Raw genomic sequence first — 21,586 nt, forward strand, 5'->3', positions numbered from 1 at the left:
GAACCCTGCCCGGGGACCGTCTGCCGCTTGCCAGCACGAAGCGCCGCGCGGAGCGGTTCATCGATGCTCAGAACGCACAGGGATCAAACGCACTTCGACTCCATTCCGGAAGGCTTAGCTGATCGATTCATGGCGGATTTCCGGGTGTTTGGCCTGCACTCCATGCTCCATCTGGGGTGCATGGAGCAGCCGGTGCTTGATAGAAATCAGCGAAATTCAAGGGGAAGCGGCGGAATCGCTCAAAGGGCGGCTCAGCCAAGCCTTGCGCCTGCGTAACTTGCTGATTTACATAGTTTTATATTGGATGCCCCGCGTGGATTCGAACCACGATTGACGGAGTCAGAGTCCGTAGTCTTACCATTAGACGACAGGGCAATGGGCCGCGCCAATTAGGGCGCGCCTCCCGCGCTGTCAACGCCCGGGAGGCATCCGGCTTGTCGTTTCGCCGCCATGCCGCTAGCATCCGCGCCAAGCACCGAGCGGCGCAATACGGCGCCGTGACGGACGAGAACATAAGTAGTGAGTACGACGGCACGTGGGGGATCGACCCGCCAACATGCCGACCGCCCGGCGCCATGACGCGCCGCGACCGGCTCCAGAGGTTCCAGCGCGCGGGCGCTGGCCGCACGCGCGGCATTATGCCGCGCTCGATCTCGGCACCAACAACTGCCGGCTGCTGATCGCGCGCCCGCAGGCGAACGGCTTCGCGGTGGTCGACGCCTTCAGCCGGATCGTGCGACTCGGCGAAGGGCTCGCCGCCACCGGCCGGCTTTCCGAGGAGGCGATCGAGCGCACGATCGCGGCGCTCAGGGTCTGCGCCGACAAGCTGCGGCGGCGCGACGTCGCGCTCGCGCGCTCGGTCGCGACCGAAGCCTGCCGCCGCGCCGCCAACGGCGCCGAGTTCATCGCGCGCGCCCATGCCGAGACCGGCATCCTGCTCGACATCATCTCCGCCGAGGAGGAGGCGAAGCTCGCCGTGCTCGGCTGCCATGCACTGATCGAGCCGGGCGAGGGGCCGGCGCTAGTGTTCGACATCGGCGGCGGCTCGACCGAGCTGGTGCTGGTCGACACCCGCTATGCCAGCCCCGCGATCCTCGACTGGCACAGCGCACCCTGGGGCGTGGTCTCGCTCACCGAAAGCGTCGGCATCGGCGGCCCCGGCACCTATCAGGTGATGCGCGACAAGGTGCGCGAGGCGATCGCGCCCTTTGCCGAGCGCCTGCCCGCACGCGAAGGACGCCTCCGCCTGCTCGGCACCAGCGGCACCGTGACCACGCTCGCCAGCGTCCATCTCGGCCTCGCCAGCTACGACCGTTCGGCGGTGGACGGGCTGCTGATGCCGACGGGGGCGATGCGCGAGGTGAGCCGGCGCATCGCCAGCCTGGACATGGCGGGACGCGCCGCGGTACCGTGCATCGGGCACGAGCGCGCCGATCTGGTGGTGGCAGGCTGCGCCATCCTCGAGGAGATCCTTGACCTCTGGCCCGCCGAACAGCTCGGCATCGCCGACCGCGGCATCCGCGAGGGCATCTTGCGCCGCTTGATGGGATCGCGGCATTGAGCCGGGGTGGCGGCCTGCGCACGCGCGTGCGCACCGCACGCGGCCGCAGCGCGCAGTCGACGCGCTGGCTCGAGCGGCAGCTCAACGATCCCTATGTCAAGCGCGCCAAGGCGGAGGGCTATCGCAGCCGCGCCGCCTACAAGCTGATCGAGCTCGACGAGCGTTTCGGCATCCTGAAGGGCGCGAAACGGGTGGTCGACCTCGGTATCGCGCCGGGCGGATGGACGCAGGTGGTGCGGCGGCAGGCACCCAAGGCCGCCGTGGTCGGCATCGACCTGCTGCCGGTCGACCCGATCGAGGGCGTCACCATCTTCCAGATGGATTTCCTCGACCACCGCGCGCCCGAGCGGCTGAGCGAGGCGATGGGCGGTGCGCCCGACCTCGTCCTTTCGGACATGGCCGCGAACACCGTGGGTCATCCGCAGACCGATGCGTTGCGGACGATGGCGCTGGTCGAGGCTGCGCATCAGTTCGCGATCGAGGTGCTGGAACCGGGCGGGACCTTCGTCGCCAAGGTATTTGCGGGTGGCGCGGATGCCAGCCTGGTCGCCGAGATGAAGCGCAACTTCGCCACGGTGAAGCACGCCAAGCCGCCAGCGAGCCGCAAGGGCTCGTCGGAATGGTATGTCGTGGCGCAGGGGTTCAAGGGGCGGACGGAGTAACCCCGATAAATCCTCCCCGAACGGGGATTATGGATGGCGCCGCCTCACCGCAGATCAGCCCGCACGAAATCGGCGCAGCGCTCGCCGATCATGATCGTCGGCGCGTTGGTGTTGCCGCTCACCAGCCGGGGCATGATCGAGGCATCGGCGACGTAGAGCCCGCCCACGCCGCGCACGCGGAGCATGGGGCCGCAGACCGCCTCCGCATCGCTCCCCATTCGCGCCGTTCCGACCGGGTGATAGATGGTGTCGGAGCGCGCGCGGATCATGGCTTCGAGCGCTTCGTCGTCGTCGGGATTGATCGGATAACGCTCGCGCCCGCCGTAAGCGGCGAGCGCCGGTGCGGCCATGATGCGGTACATGAGGCGCACGCCCCGCTTCAGCAGCGCCATGTCGCGCGGATCGGCGAGGAAGGCCGGATCGATCAGCGGCGCGTCGGCGACGTCACCGCTGGCGAGCCGCACGCTGCCCCGGCTCTCGGGCCTCAGCACGCAGGCGTGGCAGCTGTAGCCGTGCCCGCCGACCGCGGCACGGCCGTGGTCGTCGACCGGCGCGATCACGAAATGATACTGGACATCGGGCGCCGGCGAGGCCGGATCGACCGTCACGAACGCGCCGCTTTCGGCGAAGGGCGTGGTCATCGCGCCGCTGCGCTTCAGGTGCCACTGGGCGATGGCGCAGAGCGCGCGGAAATTGCCCTTCAGCGACTTGCCCATCAGGCCGGGCGCGTCGCTCTCGTAGATCGCGGTATAATCGCAATGGTCCTGGAGGTCGGCGCCAACCGCTGGTCGCTCGACCGCCACCGGGATACCGTGTTCCGCGAGTTGACCACCCTCGCCGATGCCCGACAGCATCAGCAGCTGCGGCGTCGCGAACACGCCGCCGGCGAGGATCACCGCACCCTTCGCCCGGATCGTGCGGCACTCGCCCCTGCGGCGATAGGCGACGCCGGCAGCACGGCCCTCCTCGAACAGGATGCGCTCGGCCACGACGTCGGTGAGAATGCCGAGGTTGGGCCGCGCCTCGCCGAGATAGGCCCGCGCCGAGGTCCAGCGCTCGCCGCCGCGCTGCGTCACCTGGTAGAGCCCGGCGCCCTCCTGCCGCTCGCCGTTGAAGTCGTCGTTGCGCGGGATCTGGAGGCTGGCCGCCGCTTCGATGAAGGCGAAGCTCGCCGGATGCGGGCAGACCTGCTCGCTCACCCATAAGGGCCCCTCGCCGCCGTGCCAGGCGTCGGCGCCGCGGCCATTATGCTCGGCGCGGCGGAACACCGGCAGCACGTCGGCATGGGACCAGCCGGTGCAACCCAGCGCCGCCCAATTGTCGTAATCCCAGGGATTGCCGCGCACGTAGAGCATCGCGTTGATCGCGCTCGACCCGCCGAGCCCCTTCCCGCGCGGCTGGTATCCGCGTCGGCCGCCGAGCCCCGGCTGCGGCACCGTCTCATAGGCCCAGTTGGTCTTCGGCGTCTGCCGCGCGAGCATCGCCGGCATCAGCGTGGCGGCGGAAGCGTTGCGCCCGCCCGCCTCCAGCACCGCGACGCGGTACTTCCCGCCCTCGCTCAGGCGGCCCGCGGCCGCGGCGCCTCCCGATCCGCACCCGATGACGATGATGTCGGCGTCGTCCATTGGCCCTCCTGCCGCGCGGCCCAGGCCGCACGGATCCCCTCCGAAGTCTCGCGGCTGCCGTCGTGGCTCCAGCCCGGCGGCGCCGTCATGTATCTGATCTTGCTGGCGATGCCCGGCGCGCGCCACACGTCGCGGGCGATGCCGATCCACTCATGGAACGCGGCCCAGAGGACGTTGAAGCTGCCGAGGTTCCTGACGATGCCGTAGCACGGCTTGTCCCCGTCCCGCTCGGGCTCGAAGGTGCCGAACAGCCTGTCCCATACGATGAACACGCCGGCATAGTTGCGGTCGAGGTAACGCGGGTTGATCGCATGGTGGACGCGGTGGTGCGACGGCGTGTTCATCACCGCCTCGAACCAGCGCGGCATCCGTCCGATCGCCTCGGTGTGGATCCAGAACTGGTAGACGAGATTGAGCCCCGCGACGAAGAACACCATGGCCGGCGGGAAGCCGATCAGGAACAGCGGCAGGCGGAAGAGGAAGCTGAGGGCGATGAGGCCGGTCCAGGTCTGCCGGAGCGCGGTCGAGAGGTTGTAGTGCTGGCTCGAGTGATGGACGACATGGCTCGCCCAGAACCAGCGCACGCGGTGGGCGGTGCGATGGAACCAGTAATAGGCGAGGTCGTCGAGCACGAACGCCGCGGCAAACCAATACCATTGCCAGCCGATGTCGAAGAGCCGGAAGCGATAGACCCACAGCGACACCGCCAGCACCGCCCCGGCGCTCAGCACCCCGGCGATGGTGCTGCCGAGCCCGAGCAGCAGCGAGGTCAGCGTGTCCCTAGGCTCATAGCGCGAGGGATCGCGGACCCGCGCGATCAGCATCTCCAGCGCCACCAGCAGCACGAAGGCGGGAATCGCGAGCGTGACGGGATCGGGCAGGTCGGGCACCCGCCGTCACTTACACCAGTGTCAGCGACGCTTCCAGCCTGCGCACGTCGTCGGCGATCACGCCGGTCAGCGTGACCGGGCCGAACCAGCGCTCGCCGGTGTCGATCGTGATCCCCTCGACCGCCTCGCGGATGCGCAGCGGCGGCACCAGCCGCCGCGCCGCCACCCGCGCGCCGTGGCGCTTCAGCACCGCGATCGTGCCGTTGCCCGCGACCAGCGCGGCGCGGCCGTCCTCGCTCAAGAGCACGCGGCCGGCCTCGAACCCGGCGAGCAGCGCCTCGGCATGTTCGCGGGCGCGGGCGGGATCGTCGATCCGGCTTTCACCGAGCCGCAGCCACCGTGCGAACCCCGCCAGCGCCAGCACCGCGGCCAGCGATCCGGCGAGGATCGTCCAGCTCACTTGTGCGCGGCGGCCAGCGTGTCGAGCATCGCCCGGATGCCCGAGATGTCGTAGCCCGCGTGATGCGCCTTGGCGACCAAAGTCTCGGGATCATCGCCCATCCGCGCCCGCGCCAGCGCCCACAGGTGCACCGATCGCGTGCCCGAGCGGCAATAGGCGAGCACCGGCCCTTTGGCGGCGGTCAGCGCCTGCGCCATCGCCTCGACCTGACCGCCGGAGAAGCCCGCGTGCGTCACCGGGATCGCGCGATATTCGATGCCGGCCTTCTCGGCGGCGGCGGCGATCTCGGCGCCGGTCGGCTGGCCCGGCTCCTCGCCGTCGGGACGGTTGTTGACGATCTCGGCGAAGCCGGCGTGCGCGGCCTCGATCACTTCCCGCACGGTGATCTGCGGTGCCACCGAAACATGATCGTCGATTCTGCGGATCATGCCGCCCCCCGAATGATGGATAGGAATGCCTCGCCATACGCATCCAGCTTGCGCGCGCCAACGCCTGAAATGCGACCCATCGCCGCGAGGCTGTCCGGCTTCGACGCGGCGAGCTCGCGCAGCACCGAATCGTGGAAGATGACATAGGGCGGCACGCCCGCCTCCTGCGCGAGCTCGCGGCGCTTGGCCCTCAGCGCATCGAACAGCGGATCGCCGACGGGATTGGCAGCGGCGTCGGCGCCCGCCTTGCGTCGCCGCTCGCGCTTGGGCGGCAGCACCAGCGCCAGCGTCGCCTCACCCTTTAGGATCGGCTTGGCGGCGGGCCCGAACTCCAGCCCTCCGTGCGCGTTGGTGCGCAGCGCATCCCGCAGCAGCAGCGCCCGCGACACCGGCTTCAGCAACGCCGTCTCCTCGCCGTCGACGATGCCCCAGACCGACAGCCGCTCGTGGCCGTTCATCAGGCTGCGCTCGCTCGACTGGCCGAGCAGGATCGACTCGACATAGCCGACGCCGAACATCTGTCCGGTGCGGAACACTGCCGAGAGGAACTTCTGCGCCGTCGTGGTCGCGTCGATCGCGGCCGGCGGGTTGAGGCAATTGTCGCAATTGCCGCAGTCCTGCGCCAGCGTCTCGCCGAAGTGGCGGAGCAGGATGCGCCGCCGGCACCCGCCGGTCTCGACCAGCGCGCCGAGCGCGTTGAGCCGCGCCCGCTCGCCCGCCTGGCGCGCCGGCTCGACCTCGCCGATCCGCTGGCGCGCGCGGGCGAAGTCGTCGGCGCCCCAGAACAGATGCGCCACCGCCGGATCGCCGTCGCGCCCGGCGCGGCCGGTCTCCTGGTAATAGGCCTCGATCGACTTGGGCAGGCCGGCATGGGCGACGAAGCGCACGTCGGGCTTGTCGATGCCCATGCCGAACGCGACCGTCGCGACCATCACCATGCTTTCCGAGGCGACGAACGCCGCCTGGTTGGCCGCCCGCACCGCCGGATCGAGCCCGGCATGATAGACGCGCGTCTCGCGCCCGGTCCGCGCGAGCCCCTCGGCGAGCTTCTCCGCGGCGGCGCGGGTCTGGGTATAGACGATGCCCGGCCCCGGCTGCTCGGCGATGAGGTCTGCGACCTGACGGCCGACATTGTCGCGCGGCGAGATGGCATAACGGATGTTCGGCCGGTCGAAGCCGGCGACGATCAGACCGTCCTCGGGAATGCCGAGCTGGTGAAGGATGTCGGCACGGGTATGCGCGTCGGCGGTCGCGGTGAGCGCAAGCCGCGGTACCGCCGGAAAGGCATCGAGCAAAGGCCTCAGCAGCCGATAGTCGGGCCGGAAATCGTGCCCCCATTCGCTGACGCAATGCGCCTCGTCGATCGCGAACAGGCAAACGCGCCCGCGCTCCATCAGCTCGCGGAAATCGGCGCCCGAGGCGCGCTCCGGCGCGACGTAGAGCAGGTCGAGCGCACCGTCGAGAAAGCGCCCACGCGTCTCCGCGCGGTTGGTGTCGACGCTCGTGAGGGTCGCCGCGCGGATGCCGACCGCCTCGGCGGCGCGGAGCTGATCGTGCATCAGCGCGATCAGCGGGGAGACCACGACGCACGTCCCCTCCTGCATGACGGCGGGAAGCTGATAGGTGAGCGACTTGCCCGCGCCGGTCGGCATCACCGCCAGCGTGCTGCGGCCCGTGAGCACGCGCTCGATCACCGCGTGCTGGACGCCGCGGAACTCGGAAAAGCCGAAGACGGTCTGGAGCGTCGCGCGCGGATCGGTCACGCTCCGTTCTATCCCCTGTCCGGCGCAGGTTGGCAACTTGGGTCGGCGCGTCGTGGCGACGGATGCTTCATAAGGAGACGAAATCCGCATCACCAATCCAGCGTCCCCCCGGCCTTTGTGCCGGGGGCCACCGGGCAGCGCTTCCTCATGTGTGAGGATCAAGGGCACGGTGGATGCCGGCACAAGGCCGGCATGACGATGGAGGTTCGGCAGTTGGCAATGCGTGCCGCTTTTGCTAAACGGCGCCCCGGTCACGCCAGCAGCAAAGGAGGGCATGATGACGACATCACATATGCGCCTCCGCCGTCGGTTCGGGCACCGCTTCCGTTAGGTCCGCGCGAGAGGTCCGCCTCGTCGCCGTGACCGCTCGCCCTTCCCCTGATCCGTAAAGAGGACGCGCGGCGACCCCGCGCGCTCACTGCATGACCGAGTCTCCCCGTCGCGGCGACGCCGCGATTCGTGCCGTCCTGTCGTTCCTGTTCGCCCGCTGGGGGCGGCATCCCTGGAACGTCGCGCTCATCGCCGCCGCGATCACTGCGGCGACGCTGGCGGAAATCCTGGTGCCGCTGTTCGCCGGACGGCTGACCGACGCGCTGGCAAGCGGCGCCGCCGGGCGCTTCGCGGCGCTCGACGCCTTCGCGGCGATGGTGGCGCTCGGCCTCGCGACGGTGGTGCTGCGCCATCTCGCCTGGTCGGCGGTGACACCGCTCACGCTCGGCGTGATGCGCGATGCGGCGCTCGACGCCTTCCACCGCGTCCAGCGCTTCTCGACCGACTGGCACGCCAACAATTTCGCCGGTTCCGTGCAGCGCAAGATCACCCGCGGCATGTGGGCGTTCGACATTCTCACCGACATACTGCTGATGATGATGCTGCCGTCGCTGGTTGCGCTGCTCGGCACGATGGTGTTGCTCGCGCTGCACTGGCCCGCGGTCGGGCTGGTGATGGCGCTCGGCGCGACCGCCTATGGCGCCTTGACGATGGGGCTGGCAACGCGCGTGGTCGCGCCCGCCTCCAGCCTCTCCAACCAATGGGATACGCGCGTCGGCGGTATGCTGGCCGACGCGATCGGCGCCAATGCCGTGGTCAAGGCGTTCGGCGCCGAGGGACGCGAGGACGCGCGGCTCGGCCGCATTCTCGCGAAGTGGCGCCGCCGCACCCGGCGCGCCTGGCGCCGCGCGGTGTGGAGCGGGTCGGCGCAACTCGTGCTGCTCTGGGCGGTGCAGGCCATGGTCACCGGCAGCGCGCTATGGCTATGGTGGCAGGGGCAGGCCAGCGCGGGCGACCTCGTCTACGTCCTCACCACCTATTTCGTCGTCCACGGCTATCTGCGCGACATCGGCCAATATGCGCATCAGCTGCAGCAGGCGGTGAACGAGGCGGAGGAGATGGTCGAGCTCGACCGCCATCCGCTCGGCGTCGCCGACCGGCCCGACGCGCGGCCGATCCGTGTCGCGGCAGGCGGCATCCGCTTCGAGCATGTCGATTTCCGCTACGGCGGGCACATGCGGCCGCTGTTCGAGGACCTCGACGTCGCCATTCCGGCCGGCCAGCGCGTCGGACTGGTCGGCCGCTCGGGATCGGGCAAGACCAGCTTCGTCAAGCTGATCCAGCGCCTCTACGACGTCAGCGGCGGCCGGGTGCTGATCGACGGGCAGGACGTCGCGCACGCCACGCAGGAGTCGCTGCGCCGGCAAATCGCGATCGTGGCGCAGGAGCCGATCCTGTTCCACCGCAGCCTGGCCGAGAACATCGCCTATGCCCGGCCCGACGCGAGCCAGGCCGAGATCGAGCACGCGGCGATGCTCGCCAACGCGCACGGCTTCATCGCACGCCTGCCGCGCGGCTATCGCACGCCGGTCGGCGAGCGCGGGGTCAAGCTCTCCGGCGGCGAGCGCCAGCGCGTCGCGAGCGCGCGCGCGTTCCTTGCCGATGCGCCGATCCTGATCCTCGACGAGGCGACGTCGAGCCTCGATTCGGAAAGCGAGGCGGCGATCCAGCAGGCGATGGGGCGGCTGATGGCCGGCCGCACCGCGATCGTGATCGCGCACCGCCTGTCGACCGTGCGCGCGCTCGACCGCATCCTGGTGTTCGACCACGGCCGCATCGTCGAGGACGGCCCGCACGAGGCGCTGCTCGCCCGCGAGGACGGGGTGTACCGCGCGCTGTTCGATCGGCAGGCGGGAGGGATACTGGTGGATGCCGCGGAGTAGGCAGGGAGGGAGGGCCATCCTTCCTGCCATCTGTCCGCGGGGCTCGCGCTCCTGCGAAGGCAGGAGCCCTGGACCACATGCCACGCCGCTTGCGGCCATGGCTGCTGCCTTCGCAGGAGCACTCGTATTGCTTGGGGAGAGAGTGGGCCCCGACAGTGCCTCTACTCCGCCGCGATCGCCGCCTCCTGCTCGGCCGCCTGCCGCGCCCACATCTCGGCATAGAGCCCGTTGCGCCGGAGCAGCTCGGCGTGCGTCCCGCGCTCGGCGACGCGGCCGGCCTCCAGCACGACGATCTGGTCGGCGTGGACCACGGTCGACAGCCGGTGCGCGATGACGATGGTGGTGCGGCCCGCCTCGATGCCCTCCAGCGTCGCCTGGATCTCGGCTTCGGTGCGGCTGTCGAGCGCGCTGGTCGCCTCGTCGAGGATCAGGATCGGCGGGTCCTTGAGCAGCGTGCGCGCGATCGCGACGCGCTGCTTCTCGCCGCCGGAGAGCTTGAGCCCGCGCTCGCCGACGCGGGTCTCATACCCGTCGGGCAATGCCTCGATGAATGCGGCAATCGCCGCTCCGCGCGCCGCCGCGCGGATCTCGCTCTCGCCCGCGCCCTCGCGGCCATAGGCGATGTTGTAGCCGATCGTGTCGTTGAACAGCACCGTGTCCTGCGGCACGATCCCGATGGCGGCGCGCAGGCTCCGTTGGCTGACTTGGGCGATATCCTGCCCGTCGACGGTGATGCGCCCGCCGGAGAGGTCGTAGAAGCGGTAGAGCAGCCGCGCGAGCGTCGACTTGCCCGCGCCCGACGGTCCCACCACCGCCACCGTCGCCCCGGCGGGGATGTCGAGGTCGATGCCCTTGACGATCAGCCGGTCGTCGTCATAGCCGAAGCGCACGTCCTCGAACCGCACATGACCCTGCACCACCGCCAGCGGCGGCGCTCCGGGCGCGTCGACCACCTCGGACGGGGTATCGATCAGGTCGAACATCGCGCCCATGTCGATCACCCCCTGGCGGATGGTGCGATAGACCATGCCGAGCAGGTCGAGCGGCCGGAACAGCTGCGACAGCAAGGTCGACACCAGCACCACCTCGCCCGGCGAGAACTCCCCACGCGCCCAGCCATAGGCGACCAGCGCCATGCCGCCCGCCAGCATCGCATTGGTGATGAACGCCTGACCGACGTTGAGCCAGGCGAGCGAGTTCTCGCTCTTGACCGCGGCATTGGCATAGGCGGCGACCGCTCTCTCGTAACGCCGCGCCTCGCGCTCCTCCGCGTTGAAATATTTGACGGTCTCGAAGTTGAGCAGTGAATCGACCGCGTGCGCGACCGCACCGGTGTCGAGGTCGTTCATCGTCTCGCGGAGCTTCGCGCGCCAGTCGGTCACCACCCGGGTGAAGACGATGTAGAGCGCGACCATCACCAGCGTGCCCGCGACCAGCCACCAGCCGAACCGGCTGGCGAAGATCTGGAGGACGAGGCCGAGCTCGAGCACGGTCGGCGCGATGTTGAACAGGAGGAAGTAGAGCATCGTGTCGATGCTCTTGGTGCCGCGCTCGACCACCTTGGTGACCGCGCCGGTACGCCGCTCGAGATGGAAGCGCAGCGACAGATCGTGGAGATGACGGAACACCGCCGCCGCCAGCCGCCGCGTCGCGTCCTGGCCGACGCGCTCGAATATGGCGTTGCGCAGATTGTCGAACACGATCGTGCCGAACCGCGCGGCGGCATAGCCGATCACCAGCAGCACGACGAGGGTGATCGCGTCGCGCGGTCCGCTCGCCATGCGGTCGACCGCTCCCTGCAGCGCGAAGGGCGCACCATAGACCTGCACCAGCTTCGACAGCAGCACGAAGACGAGCGCGCCGACGATGCGGGCCTTGAGCATCGGCTCGCCGGGCGGCCAGAGATAGGGAAGGAAGCGCCGCAGCGTGCCGATCATGGGGCGCTCGGCGCCGCCGGCGGGGAAGGCGGGGGGCATGGGCCCAGAAGTTAGGCGCATGGGACGCCGATGCAACCGCAGTGCGCGCCGTGCGTGATCGGCGGCGCGAAATACTGTAGAAATGGGGCGAGGCAGGGAAGAGATCGCCATGCGCAAACTCCTGGGAGTGATCGCCGGCATCGTCACCGCGATGGTGGTGATCTTCGTCGTCGAGATGATCGGCCACCGGATCGCGCCGCCGCCCGCCAATCTCGACATGACCGACAAGGCTGCGCTCTCGGTCTATGTCGAGGGCGTGCCGTTCGCGCTCGAGCTGATGGTGGCGCTCGCCTGGTTCCTGGGCGCGCTTGCGGGCGGCCATGTCGCACTGCGCATCGCCCATTGGCCGCCGGCGAGCTGGATCGTCGCGGTGGTGATCGCCGCGGGCGGCATCGCCAACGTCATCCAGCTCCCCAGTCCGCTATGGATGCAGGCCGCCGCGGTGCTGGCGCCGCTCCTCGGCGGCTGGGCGGCGTTGCACGTACCGGGCTGGCGGAAGGTGGCGGCATCCATATGAATCCGTTCGGGCCGAGCTTGTCGAAGCCCGAGTTCGCGATCGAGAGTTCGCCCCTCCGACAGGCTTGGAGCGAGCGGATCAGGATCGCGGCCGCGTCCATAGGCCGGCGGGTCTCGGCACCGGCCGATAGAGCCGCTCGCGCCCCGCCGTCTCCCACCAACTCGCCCCGATTGCTGAGAGCTTCTCGGCTGCCGAGGTGGAGATGCGCCGCTCCCATGCTGCTCCACCCGCCGTCGTGACCTTGCGTCCGATCCCGCCATAGATGCGCGCGGCCGCCAACGCCGCCCAGCCCGCCCGGAAGCCGAGCCGTCGCGTGCCGACTCGCGCGCTCGCCTCATAGGCGGCGGCGCGCTCGACCAGCCGCGCCGCCAGCACCACCAGCCCGGGTCGGAACGCCGGATCCATAAGCCGCTCGCGCGCGATTCCCTGCTCGGCCAGCCATGCCTCGGGCAGGTAGCAGCGCCCCATGGCATGATCCTCGCCTATGTCCCGCGAGATGTTGGCGAGCTGGAAGGCGATGCCGAGATCGCTCGCGCGGTCGAGCGTGTCCGCATCGGCCGCATCGGCTCCCATCACCACCGCCATCATGCAGCCGACCGTGCCGGCGACGTGATAGCAATAGCGATGGAGATCATCCTCGCTCCGCGGCCGCCATCCTTCGGTATCGAGCGCGAAGCCGGCGACCAGGTCGTCGATGAAGCCGCGCGGCATCCCCGTCTCGGCGACGACGAAACGCAGCCCGTCGAACGCCGGATCGCCGACCCATTCGCCCGCCAGCACCGCGTCCGTCCGCTCGCGGATCGCTGCCAGTCGGGCCGCCGGATCGCCCGCCGCTTCGTCGCCCTGCCCCAGCAGCTGGCCGTCGGCGAGGTCGTCGCACGCGCGGCACCAGGCGTAGAGCAGCCAAGCCCGCTCCCGGCTGGTACGGTCGAGCAGCCGGCTCGCCGCGGCAAAGCTCCGCGAGCCCACACCGATGATCTCGCCCGCCGTGGCGACGAGTGCCGCTCGACTGGGTCGCTCGATCACAGATCCTTGGCGCCGATCTGGGCGATGGTGGCGGCTGGCCGGAACTCAGCCATCTTTCCGAGCAGCCCGTCCAGCGTCTCGTCGACGATCAGCAGCCCCTGGTGCTGCGGGCGCAGGAAACCGACCTCGCCCATCGTCCGCACGAACGCGATCAGCCCGTCGTAGAAGCCGGCGACGTTGAGCAGGCCCACCGGCTTGGCGTGATAGCCGATCTGCGCCCAGCTCATCGCTTCCCACAATTCGTCCATCGTGCCGGTGCCGCCGGGCAAGGTCACGAAGCCGTCGGACAGGTCGGTGAACGCCTGCTTGCGCTCGTGCATCGTGCCGACGATGTGCAGTTCGGTGAGACCGCGGTGCGCCACCTCGGCGTCGACCAGCGCCTGCGGGATCACCCCGATCACCTCGCCGCCGGCCGCGAGCGCGCTGTCCGCCACCGCGCCCATCAGTCCCTTGCGTCCCCCGCCGTAGACCAAGCCGATGCCGCGCTCGGCGAGGGCGCGGCCGACCATGCGGGCGGACTCGACATAGACCGGATCGGCCGGTGTCGCCGAACCGCAATAGACCGCAAGACGCTTCACTTCACGCTCCCTTCCAACATCAGCCCCGCGGTCGCCTTGGCGCTCGCGACCACGCCGGGGATGCCCGCGCCCGGATGCGTTCCCGCGCCGACCAGATAGAGGTTGGGGATCGCGTCGTCGCGGTTGTGCGCGCGGAACCAGGCGCTCTGCGTCAGGATCGGTTCCAGGCTGAACGCGCTGCCCAGATGGGCGCCCAGGTCGTCGCGGAAATCGGTCGGCGCATAGCTGAACTTGGTGACGATCCGCTCGTGGATGTCGGGGATCAGCCGCCGCCCGACCTCGTCGAGGATGCGCTTCTCCAGGATCGGGCGGACCTGCTCCCAGTCGGCGGGGAACTTGCCGAGGTGCGGCACCGGCGCCAGCGCATAGAAGGTCGAATGGCCCGGGGGTGCGAGGTCCGGATCGGTCACCGTCGGATGATGCAGGTAGAGCGCGAGATCCTCGCTCAGCAATCCATGATCGTAGATATCGGCGAGCAGCTCCTGATAGCGCGGCCCGAACAGCACCATGTGGTGCGGGATACCGGGCCAGCTTCCCCTGATGCCGAAATGCACGACGAACAGCGACGGCGAGAAGCGCTTGCGCTCCAGCCGCTCCGCCTGCCGCTGCGCCGAGCGCGAGGCGCGCAGCAGGTGGCGGTAGGTATGGACGAGGTCGGCGTTGGACGCCACCGCATCGGCCGGGATCGTCTCCCCGCCCGCCAAGGTCACTCCGGTCGCGCGGTCGCCGAGCGTCTCGATCGTCTCGACCCGCGCATCGAGCCGCAGCGTCCCGCCCAGCCGCTCGAACTGCCGCGCCATCCCGGCGACGAGCTGCCCCGTGCCGCCCATCGCGAACCACACCCCGCCGTCGCGTTCGAGCTTGTGGATCAGGGCGTAGACCGCGCTCGCCGTCATCGGGTTGCCGCCGACCAGCAAGGTGTGAAAGCTCAGCGCCTGCCTCAGCTTCTCGTTCTTCACGAAACGCGATACGGTGGCGTAGACCGACCGCCATGCCTGGTGCTGCATCAGCGCCGGCGCGGCCTTCGCCATCGACCGCCAGTCGAGGAACGGCTGCGCGCCGAGGCGGACATAGCCTTCGTCATAGACCGCGGTCGAATATTGCAGGAAGCGCGCATAGCCGGCGATGTCGGCAGGATCGAGCCTGGCGATCTCGGAACGCAGCCGCGTGTCGTCGTTGGTATAGTCGAAGCTGGTCCCGTCGGGCCAGCTGAGGCGATAGAAGGGATCGACCGGCACCAGGGTGACGTCGTCCGCCATCTCGCGGCCGGACAGCCGCCACAGCTCGCGCAGCGCCTCGGGCGCGGTGATCACGGTCGGCCCCGCGTCGAAGGTGAAGCCGTCGCGCCGCCACACGTACGCGCGCCCGCCGGGCTTGTCGCGCGCCTCGACGATGGTGGTGGCGATGCCCGCCGACTGCAGCCGGATGCCGAGCGCGAGCCCGCCGAAGCCGGCGCCGATGATCACCGCGCGCTGCATTATCTCACTCCCCGGATCGCCGCGAACGCGCGGCCGAGCGGCACCGGCGGCCTGCCGGCGAGCACCCGCGCCTTGTCCCATAGGCTCGACTGGCCGGCATAGAAGCGTCCGATCAGCGCTTCGTCCAGCCCGTAGAAGCGCCGGAGCACCCGCCACCGCTCCCTCGGCTCGGCGGCACGGAACAACATCGCTCCCAGCAGGCGGTAGAAATAGCGCGTCCGCCAGGCCTTCATCGCATGGTCGCGAAGCAGCGCGTGCAGCCCCGCACCGGACAGGTCCTCGGCTTCCGCAACCAGAACCGCCGCCCGCACCGCGTCGGGCAGCGAATAGCTGGTGGTGGGGTGGAACAGCCCCGCGCGCACTCCGCCCTTCGCCACCTTGTTGCCGCCCGACCGCCAATAGGCCGCGAAGTCGCCGCCGATCACCACCGGCAGTGATCCCGCCTCCTCGCGTGCCACGCCCGCGATCGTCCAGCCGCGCGCGCGGGCATAGTCGTCGATCCGCCGCGCCAGCGCCTTGCGGTCGACCGGCCGGCGATCGGAATAATAGGTGTCCTCGACGAAGACGCGGTCGGGCGCGAGCGGCAGCGTATAGACGAAGCGATAGCCGTCGATCTGCTCGACGGTCGCGTCCATGATCATCGGCCGCTCGAGCCCGTGCGGCGCCTCCAGCACCAGCTCGCGCCCGAGGAACTTCTGCCAGCCGAGCTTCAGCGCGGTGAGGTCGCCCGCGCCGCGGCAGTCGATCACGCCGCCCGCCTCGATGCGCTCGCCGCCGTTCAGGATGACGCTGGTCGGGCTCGCCGCCAGCGCCTTGCGGCCCCCCAGGATCGCCCCCTCGGGCAGCCGCTTACGCACCGCCGCGTCGATCCGCTCGGAGGTGATCGTTCGATAGGGCATGGCGATATGCCGGGTCAGGCCGCGGAAGGCGACGTCGTAGCCGCGCCAGGCGTGGACGACCAGCGGCTCCACCAGCCAGCGATGGGCTGGGGCGATGTCGCGATCGAAGAACGACCAGAGATGATTGCCGCCGAGCCGCCCGCCCGCCTCGACCAGCCGGAGGCTGAGCTCGGGTCGCCGCTCGGCGAGCGCGAGCGCGAACAGGCAGCCCGAGAGCCCGCCGCCCACGATCGCGACATCGCAGGTGATGACCGCTGCCATTCGCTCAGCGCCTAGCGGATCGCAGTCGGCGCGTTAAGTCCTGACGGCAGTCTTTATGGAATAGCTTCGCCTCGTATCCGCCGTCATCCCCGCGAAAGCCGGGATGACGGCAAGAGGGGGGAGCGTTCCTTAGGCCGCCTTGAGCAGCGGCATCTCCTCGGCCATCGCCTGCGCCACCGAGGGCCGCCGCCGGATTGCGGCACGCCAGGCCTTCACCGCCTGCCACTCCTCGATCGGCACGCCGGCGTGCTCGCACCAGTTGAGCACCGCGAGCAGATAGGCGTCGGCCACGCTGAACGTCTCGACCAGGAACGGCCGTCCCTCCGTGAAATGCGCCTCGAGCACCGCGAAGGGCCGCGCCGCCCGCGCCTTCGCCGCCGCGCGCTCCTCGGGACCGGCGGTCCGGCCCATCAGCGGCGCGAACACCGATTTGTGCAGCTCGGTCGCGACGAAATTGAGCCACATCGTCATGCGGTAGCGCTCGTCGCTGACCAGCGGCGGCGCCAGCACGCCCTCGGCAGCGAGATCGGCGATATAGGAGAGCACTGCTGCGCCCTCGGTCAGCATCAGGCCGGCCTCGGTCTCCAGCGCGGGGACGTAGCCCATCGGGCTCACCGTCCGGAACGGCCGCCCGTCGGCGAGCACCGCGTCGGGCGTCACCTGCACGAACTCGGCATCGAGCTCGGCTTCGATCACCGCGATCCGCGCCGCAAGGCTGCAGGCGAAAGGAATGAAATAGAGTTTCATGACATAGGACTCCTTGGCGACTCCATTGGACTTGATTTTCATACTGTCTCGCATGAAATTGGTCGGGTCAAGGATTCCTTGCGAAATGGTACAAAAAACTTCCGGCCGTCCTCGCGGCCGTCCGCGCAGCTTCGATCCCGACCGCGCGCTCGCCGCGGCGACGGAGCGGTTCCGCACGCGCGGCTATGCCGGCACCTCGCTCGACGAGCTGGCGGACGCGACCGGGCTCAACCGGCCGAGCCTCTATTCGGCGTTCGGCGACAAGCGCGCGCTCTACCTGGCAGCGCTCGAGCGCATTCATGCGCGTGCGATGCGCGGCTTCGATCGCCTCGCCGAGCAGCGGCTGCCACTGCGGCCGATGCTGGAGACGATGTTCCGCGTGATCATCGACGGCTATCTGACGGGCGAGGACCGCCCGTCCGGCTGCGTCTTCATCTCCACCGCCGCCACCGCCGCCGTTGCCGACGAGGAGGTTCGCGCGCAGCTCGCCGGGTTCCTCGCGATGGAGGATGAGCGGATCGAACGCCTCCTCGCCGATGCAGGGGACGAACACGCGAGGACGCACGCCCCCGTCATCGCCGGCATCGTCCATTCCCTCAGCGTCCGCGCACGGGCGGGCGCTCCCAAGGAGGAGCTGGACGCGCTGGCGAGGAATGCGATCGATCTGATCGCCTGACCCGCGCGGCTGGCTGCGGCCGATTGCGTGCGCGCACGCCGGGCCTTAGGCTGGTACCCATGCGCAGACATATCCTGATCGTCCTCGCTCTCGTGCTGGCGGTGGTCGCCGCCGGCTGGTGGTGGATCAGCCGGCCCGACCAGGCGCGGACGCCGATCGAGCAGGTCATGGGTCCGCGCCCCGATATCACCGAGCCGCGCCGTCAGACGGTGCCGACGGTCAGGATCGCCGACGTGGTCGGCTGGCGCAGCGGCGCCAGGCCGCAGGCGGCGCCGGGCCTTCAGGTCCAGGCCTTCGCCGCGGGACTCGATCATCCGCGCTGGCTTTATCGCCTGCCCAACGGCGACGTCCTGGTCGCCGAGACCAACTCGCCCCCGCGTAAAGGCGGCGGCATCCAGGGCTGGGTGATGCGCCGCCTGATGGGCCGCGCGGGCGCCGGCGTGCCGTCGGCCAACCGCATCACTCTGCTGCGCGACGCCGACCATGACGGAGTGGCCGAGGGAAGGACGGTGCTGGTCGGCGGTCTCAACTCGCCGTTCGGCATGGCGCTGATCGGCGACTGGCTCTACGTCGCCAACACCGACGCGGTGGTGCGCTTCCCCTTCAGGCCGGGCCAGACCAGGATCACGGCGAAGCCCGAGCATGTGACGCGGCTTCCCGGCGGCGGCAATCACTGGGCGCGCAACCTCCTCGCCTCCCCCGACGGCAAGCTGCTCTACATCACCGTGGGTTCGGCCTCGAACATCGCCGAGAACGGCCTGGATGCGGAGAAGTATCGCGCCAACATCCTCGAATATAATCTGGAGACGAAGGCGCTACGCATCTTCGCCGCCGGGCTGCGCAATCCCAACGGCATGGCGTTCGAACCCAAGACCGGCCGGCTGTGGACGGTGGTGAACGAACGCGACATGCTCGGCTCCGACCTGCCGCCCGATTATCTGACCGAGGTCGACCTCGGCGACCATTTCGGCTGGCCCTGGTATTATTGGGGCGGCTATCCGGACAGGCGCGTCGAGCCCGCCAATCCGGCGCTGCAGGAATATTCGAAGCGTCCCGACTATGCGCTCGGCGCACATACCGCCGCGCTCGGCCTCAGCTTCGCCGCCGACGCCAAGCTCGGGCCGACCTTCACCAACGGCGCCTTCATCGGCCTGCATGGCTCGTGGAACAGGGTGCCCCCGGCGGGGTACAAGGTGATCTACGTCCCCTTCGGCAACAACGGCTTCCCCCTGCCGAATGCCAAACCCGTCGATGTGCTGACCGGCTTCCTCAATGCCGAGGGCAAGGCCCAAGGGCGCCCGGTCGGGGTGATCACCGACGCGACCGGCGCGCTGCTGGTCGCCGACGACGTCGGCAACGTGATCTGGCGGGTCAGCGCGGCGCGGTAGACGAACGCACGCATGGCCGACCGAGCCAAACCAAGAAATAATTCTTCGAGGTCGGGCTTGTTCCGGCATCTCTCCTTCCGCTAGCGCAGCCGGCGCTTGGAAGGGTTATCGAATGACTGAACCGTTGCGCGTCGCTCTGGCAGGCCTCGGCACCGTCGGTGGCGGGGTGATCCGGCTGATCGACGCCAATCGCGAGCTGATCGCGCGGCGGGCGGGGCGGCCGATCGAGGTGGTGGCGGTATCCGCGCGCGACCGCGCCAAGGATCGCGGGGTCGACATCTCGCGCTTCGCCTGGGTGGATGATACGGCTGCGCTCGCCAATCATCGCGACGCCGACGTGGTGGTCGAGCTGGTCGGCGGTTCGGACGGGCCCGCGCTGGCGCTCGCGCGTGCGTCGCTCGCCGCGGGCAAGGGCTTCGTCACCGCCAATAAGGCGATGATGGCGCATCACGGGCTCGAGCTCGCCGAGGCGGCCGAGGCCAAGGGCACCCCGCTCAAGTTCGAGGCGGCGGTCGCGGGCGGCGTGCCGGTCGTCAAGAGCCTGCGCGAAGGCGCCGCCGCCAACGAGATCAGCCGCGTCTACGGCATCCTCAACGGCACCTGCAATTTCATCCTGTCGAAGATGGAGTCCGAAGGCCGCGGCTTCGGCGACGTCCTCGCCGAGGCGCAGGCGCTCGGCTATGCCGAGGCCGATCCCAGCTTCGACATCGACGGCGTCGATGCCGCACACAAGCTGTCGATCCTTGCCAGCCTCGCCTTCGGCACGCGGCCGGCGTTCGACCGGGTCGAAGTGACCGGAATCCGCCACGTCATCGCCGCCGACATCGCCGAAGCGGCCGCGCTCGGCTTCCGCGTGCGGCTGGTCGGCATCGCCGAAGCCGGTGCGCACGGGCTGTTCCAGCGCGTTCATCCGCATCTCGTCCCGCTCGACCACCCGCTCGCGCATGTCGTCGGCTCGACCAATGCGGTGGTGGCGGAAGGCAACTACGTCGGCCGCCTGCTGTTCCAGGGCGCCGGTGCCGGCGACGGGCCGACCGCCTCGGCCGTCGTCGCCGACCTCATCGACATCGCGCGCGGCGAGTTCGGGCCGCCCTATGCGATGCCGGCCGCCTCACTGAGCGAGCTGCCCATCGCCGATTCGGGCGAGCGGCGCGGGCGCGCGTATCTGCGCTTCACCGTGCCCGACAAGGTCGGCGTGCTCGCCGAGATCGCGGCGGCGATGCGGGATGCCGGCGTCTCGATCGAGAGCCTGATCCAGCGCGGCGCCGCGGAGGACGGCCGCGTGTTGGTCGCGATCGTCACGCACGAGGTGCCGGAACGCGCGGTCGCGCAGGCGCTCGACAAGTTGCGTGGATCGCAGAGCGTGGCCGGCCAGCCGATGTGGATGCCGCTGCTGGGCGGCTAGGTGTTTTGTGTGGACGGCGCCCGCGGGACAAGAGGTTTGAAGTTGGAAATGACGTTCTGGCCGACAGCAGCCATGTGTCCGGCCTGTTTAGGCGGCGTATGTGACCGCTGGCCCTGATGAGATCCGCGGGTCGGGTTCCAAACAGTCCCGCGCGCTCGTGAAGCGCGAAACACCTAGGGGGTGGCAGTGGCGTTCGATCCGTCCACCGCGGCCGGCGGCGCGGTGCGGGCGAGCAGCGCGGTCGCGCTGACCGGCACGTCCTTGATCGCGACCCGGCCGTCGCCGAGCGGCGCCACGCGCGATCCGTTGACGGTGACCTGGAGCTTGTCCGGCCGGCCGATGTTGATCATCGGCCCATTGGCGTCCATCGGCACATCGTAGCTCTCGCCGGGCGCCAGCGTCTTCATCAGCAGCGTGTTGTTCACGGCATCGTAGACGCGCACCCACACCTCGTCGGTGGCGGTGAGCGTGACCTGGCCGCCGGTCGGCGCGGGCGCCGGCGTCGGCACCGCGACGGCCACCGTGTCGGCCGGCGCCGCCTGCGGCTCCGCCGGCGCCTCGGCCGCCGTGGGCGCGCTGTCGCCGCGGAAGATGCCGGTTCCGTACCACAGGCCGATCCCGGCCAGGATCAGCAGCGCGAGCAGCGCCCCGCCCCATACCAGCCCGCTCGGCGGGGTTCGCGAAGGCTCGTCGGCCTCGTAGAGCGGCGTCGGCTCGCGCCCCGGCATCACCGACAGCTCGCTCCGCACCTGCGCGCCGAGCGTCACCTCGTCGACACCGACCGCGCGGGCATAGGATTTGGCGAAGCCGATCGCATAGGTGGTCGACGGCAGGCTCGCATAGTTGCCCGCTTCGATCGCCTCAAGGTGGCGCTGGGGAATGCGCGTGCGCGCGGCGACGTCGGCGATCTCCAGCCCCTGCGCGATCCGCGCGTCGCGCAGGACCTCGCCCGACTGTTTCGGGAACAAATTCGCGTCGCCTTGCGCCTCGCCTTCGACCATTGCCGTCTCCGTGGGGAGCCACGCCACGAGCCGCAGCGCGCGGGTGTGTCCCATGCGGTCGAAGCGCTTGTCAATGGCGGAAAAGCGCGATT

At 69.8% G+C, this 21,586-nt stretch carries 19 protein-coding genes and 1 tRNA gene; 7 read left to right on the plus strand and 13 right to left on the minus strand.

All coding sequences use genetic code 11. The annotated features are described in order from the left end of the window. Positions 1-301 precede the first annotated feature (301 nt). Positions 302-375, minus strand: a tRNA-Gln gene (locus ACMGER_RS02540). Between the two features lie 181 nt (positions 376-556). On the opposite strand from ACMGER_RS02540, the gene ACMGER_RS02545 reads away from it, so the two are divergent. Further along, positions 557-1,561, plus strand: coding sequence for a Ppx/GppA phosphatase family protein (locus ACMGER_RS02545; protein WP_436810552.1), 1,005 nt, complete (start codon positions 557-559; stop codon positions 1,559-1,561). Further along, positions 1,558-2,223: an RlmE family RNA methyltransferase gene (locus ACMGER_RS02550; RefSeq protein WP_436810553.1), complete on the plus strand. Its 666-nt coding sequence runs from the start codon at positions 1,558-1,560 to the stop codon at positions 2,221-2,223. Before ACMGER_RS02545 ends, ACMGER_RS02550 begins: the two co-directional genes overlap by 4 nt. A gap of 44 nt (positions 2,224-2,267) precedes the next feature. Here the strand turns inward: ACMGER_RS02550 and ACMGER_RS02555 are convergent, their stop codons facing one another. The 5 genes from ACMGER_RS02555 to recQ are packed head-to-tail and all read right to left on the minus strand — an operon-like array spanning position 2,268 to position 7,329. Continuing rightward, positions 2,268-3,848, minus strand: a complete 1,581-nt coding sequence (locus tag ACMGER_RS02555; protein ID WP_436810554.1) for a GMC family oxidoreductase — start codon at positions 3,846-3,848, stop codon at positions 2,268-2,270. Continuing rightward, positions 3,782-4,738: a sterol desaturase family protein gene (locus tag ACMGER_RS02560; protein ID WP_436810555.1), complete on the minus strand. Its 957-nt coding sequence runs from the start codon at positions 4,736-4,738 to the stop codon at positions 3,782-3,784. Before ACMGER_RS02560 ends, ACMGER_RS02555 begins: the two co-directional genes overlap by 67 nt. A 10-nt stretch (positions 4,739-4,748) precedes the next feature. Beyond that, the gene (locus ACMGER_RS02565; RefSeq protein WP_436810556.1) at positions 4,749-5,138 is read right to left on the minus strand and encodes a hypothetical protein; all 390 of its coding nucleotides are present in this window, start codon (positions 5,136-5,138) and stop codon (positions 4,749-4,751) included. Then, positions 5,135-5,566 (minus strand): TIGR01244 family sulfur transferase, encoded by a 432-nt coding sequence (locus ACMGER_RS02570; protein ID WP_436810557.1) that lies wholly within the window; start codon positions 5,564-5,566, stop codon positions 5,135-5,137. The genes ACMGER_RS02565 and ACMGER_RS02570 overlap by 4 nt, the downstream gene beginning before the upstream one ends. After that, positions 5,563-7,329 (minus strand): DNA helicase RecQ, encoded by a 1,767-nt coding sequence (gene recQ / locus ACMGER_RS02575; protein ID WP_436810558.1) that lies wholly within the window; start codon positions 7,327-7,329, stop codon positions 5,563-5,565. Before recQ ends, ACMGER_RS02570 begins: the two co-directional genes overlap by 4 nt. Before the next feature lie 422 nt (positions 7,330-7,751). Between recQ and ACMGER_RS02580 the strand changes: the two genes are divergently transcribed. Then, on the plus strand, positions 7,752-9,542 hold the full coding sequence (locus tag ACMGER_RS02580; RefSeq protein WP_436810559.1) for an ABC transporter ATP-binding protein: 1,791 nt from the start codon (positions 7,752-7,754) through the stop codon (positions 9,540-9,542). 161 nt (positions 9,543-9,703) lie between these two features. On the opposite strand, the gene ACMGER_RS02585 is transcribed toward ACMGER_RS02580, so the two are convergent. Continuing rightward, a complete protein-coding gene (locus ACMGER_RS02585) occupies positions 9,704-11,518 on the minus strand; it encodes an ABCB family ABC transporter ATP-binding protein/permease (protein ID WP_436810560.1) in 1,815 nt (604 codons plus the stop codon). A gap of 109 nt (positions 11,519-11,627) precedes the next feature. On the opposite strand from ACMGER_RS02585, the gene ACMGER_RS02590 reads away from it, so the two are divergent. Continuing rightward, positions 11,628-12,035, plus strand: a complete 408-nt coding sequence (locus ACMGER_RS02590; protein ID WP_436810561.1) for a hypothetical protein — start codon at positions 11,628-11,630, stop codon at positions 12,033-12,035. Between the two features lie 78 nt (positions 12,036-12,113). On the opposite strand, the gene ACMGER_RS02595 is transcribed toward ACMGER_RS02590, so the two are convergent. The 5 genes from ACMGER_RS02595 to ACMGER_RS02615 all read right to left on the minus strand — a co-directional run bounded on the left by ACMGER_RS02595 (position 12,114) and on the right by ACMGER_RS02615 (position 17,024). Further along, the gene (locus ACMGER_RS02595) at positions 12,114-13,058 is read right to left on the minus strand and encodes a phytoene/squalene synthase family protein (protein ID WP_436811648.1); all 945 of its coding nucleotides are present in this window, start codon (positions 13,056-13,058) and stop codon (positions 12,114-12,116) included. Further along, positions 13,058-13,639 carry an LOG family protein gene (locus ACMGER_RS02600; protein WP_436810562.1) on the minus strand — a complete coding sequence of 194 codons (582 nt, stop codon included), beginning with the start codon at positions 13,637-13,639 and terminating at the stop codon, positions 13,058-13,060. The genes ACMGER_RS02595 and ACMGER_RS02600 overlap by 1 nt, the downstream gene beginning before the upstream one ends. Further along, positions 13,636-15,117 carry a phytoene desaturase gene (locus ACMGER_RS02605; RefSeq protein WP_436810563.1) on the minus strand — a complete coding sequence of 494 codons (1,482 nt, stop codon included), beginning with the start codon at positions 15,115-15,117 and terminating at the stop codon, positions 13,636-13,638. The genes ACMGER_RS02600 and ACMGER_RS02605 overlap by 4 nt, the downstream gene beginning before the upstream one ends. Next, positions 15,117-16,277 (minus strand): lycopene beta-cyclase CrtY, encoded by a 1,161-nt coding sequence (gene crtY / locus ACMGER_RS02610; protein WP_436810564.1) that lies wholly within the window; start codon positions 16,275-16,277, stop codon positions 15,117-15,119. The genes ACMGER_RS02605 and crtY overlap by 1 nt, the downstream gene beginning before the upstream one ends. A gap of 129 nt (positions 16,278-16,406) precedes the next feature. Beyond that, positions 16,407-17,024: a glutathione binding-like protein gene (locus ACMGER_RS02615; protein ID WP_436810565.1), complete on the minus strand. Its 618-nt coding sequence runs from the start codon at positions 17,022-17,024 to the stop codon at positions 16,407-16,409. Between the two features lie 85 nt (positions 17,025-17,109). Here ACMGER_RS02615 and ACMGER_RS02620 point away from each other — a divergent pair, with 85 nt between their 5' ends. The 3 genes from ACMGER_RS02620 to ACMGER_RS02630 all read left to right on the plus strand — a co-directional run bounded on the left by ACMGER_RS02620 (position 17,110) and on the right by ACMGER_RS02630 (position 20,493). Continuing rightward, positions 17,110-17,700: a TetR/AcrR family transcriptional regulator gene (locus ACMGER_RS02620; RefSeq protein WP_436810566.1), complete on the plus strand. Its 591-nt coding sequence runs from the start codon at positions 17,110-17,112 to the stop codon at positions 17,698-17,700. Between the two features lie 59 nt (positions 17,701-17,759). After that, entirely contained in the window at positions 17,760-19,088 is a 1,329-nt protein-coding gene (locus ACMGER_RS02625; RefSeq protein ID WP_436810567.1) for a PQQ-dependent sugar dehydrogenase, read from the plus strand. Positions 19,089-19,200: 112 nt separating this feature from the next. Then, on the plus strand, positions 19,201-20,493 hold the full coding sequence (locus tag ACMGER_RS02630) for a homoserine dehydrogenase (protein ID WP_436810568.1): 1,293 nt from the start codon (positions 19,201-19,203) through the stop codon (positions 20,491-20,493). Positions 20,494-20,666: 173 nt separating this feature from the next. Here ACMGER_RS02630 and ACMGER_RS02635 read toward each other — a convergent pair whose 3' ends face one another. Continuing rightward, a complete protein-coding gene (locus ACMGER_RS02635) occupies positions 20,667-21,548 on the minus strand; it encodes a helix-turn-helix domain-containing protein (RefSeq protein ID WP_436810569.1) in 882 nt (293 codons plus the stop codon). Positions 21,549-21,586 lie beyond the last annotated feature (38 nt).

Source organism: Sphingomonas astragali, from assembly GCF_051400615.1.
Classification (GTDB): domain Bacteria; phylum Pseudomonadota; class Alphaproteobacteria; order Sphingomonadales; family Sphingomonadaceae; genus Sphingomonas.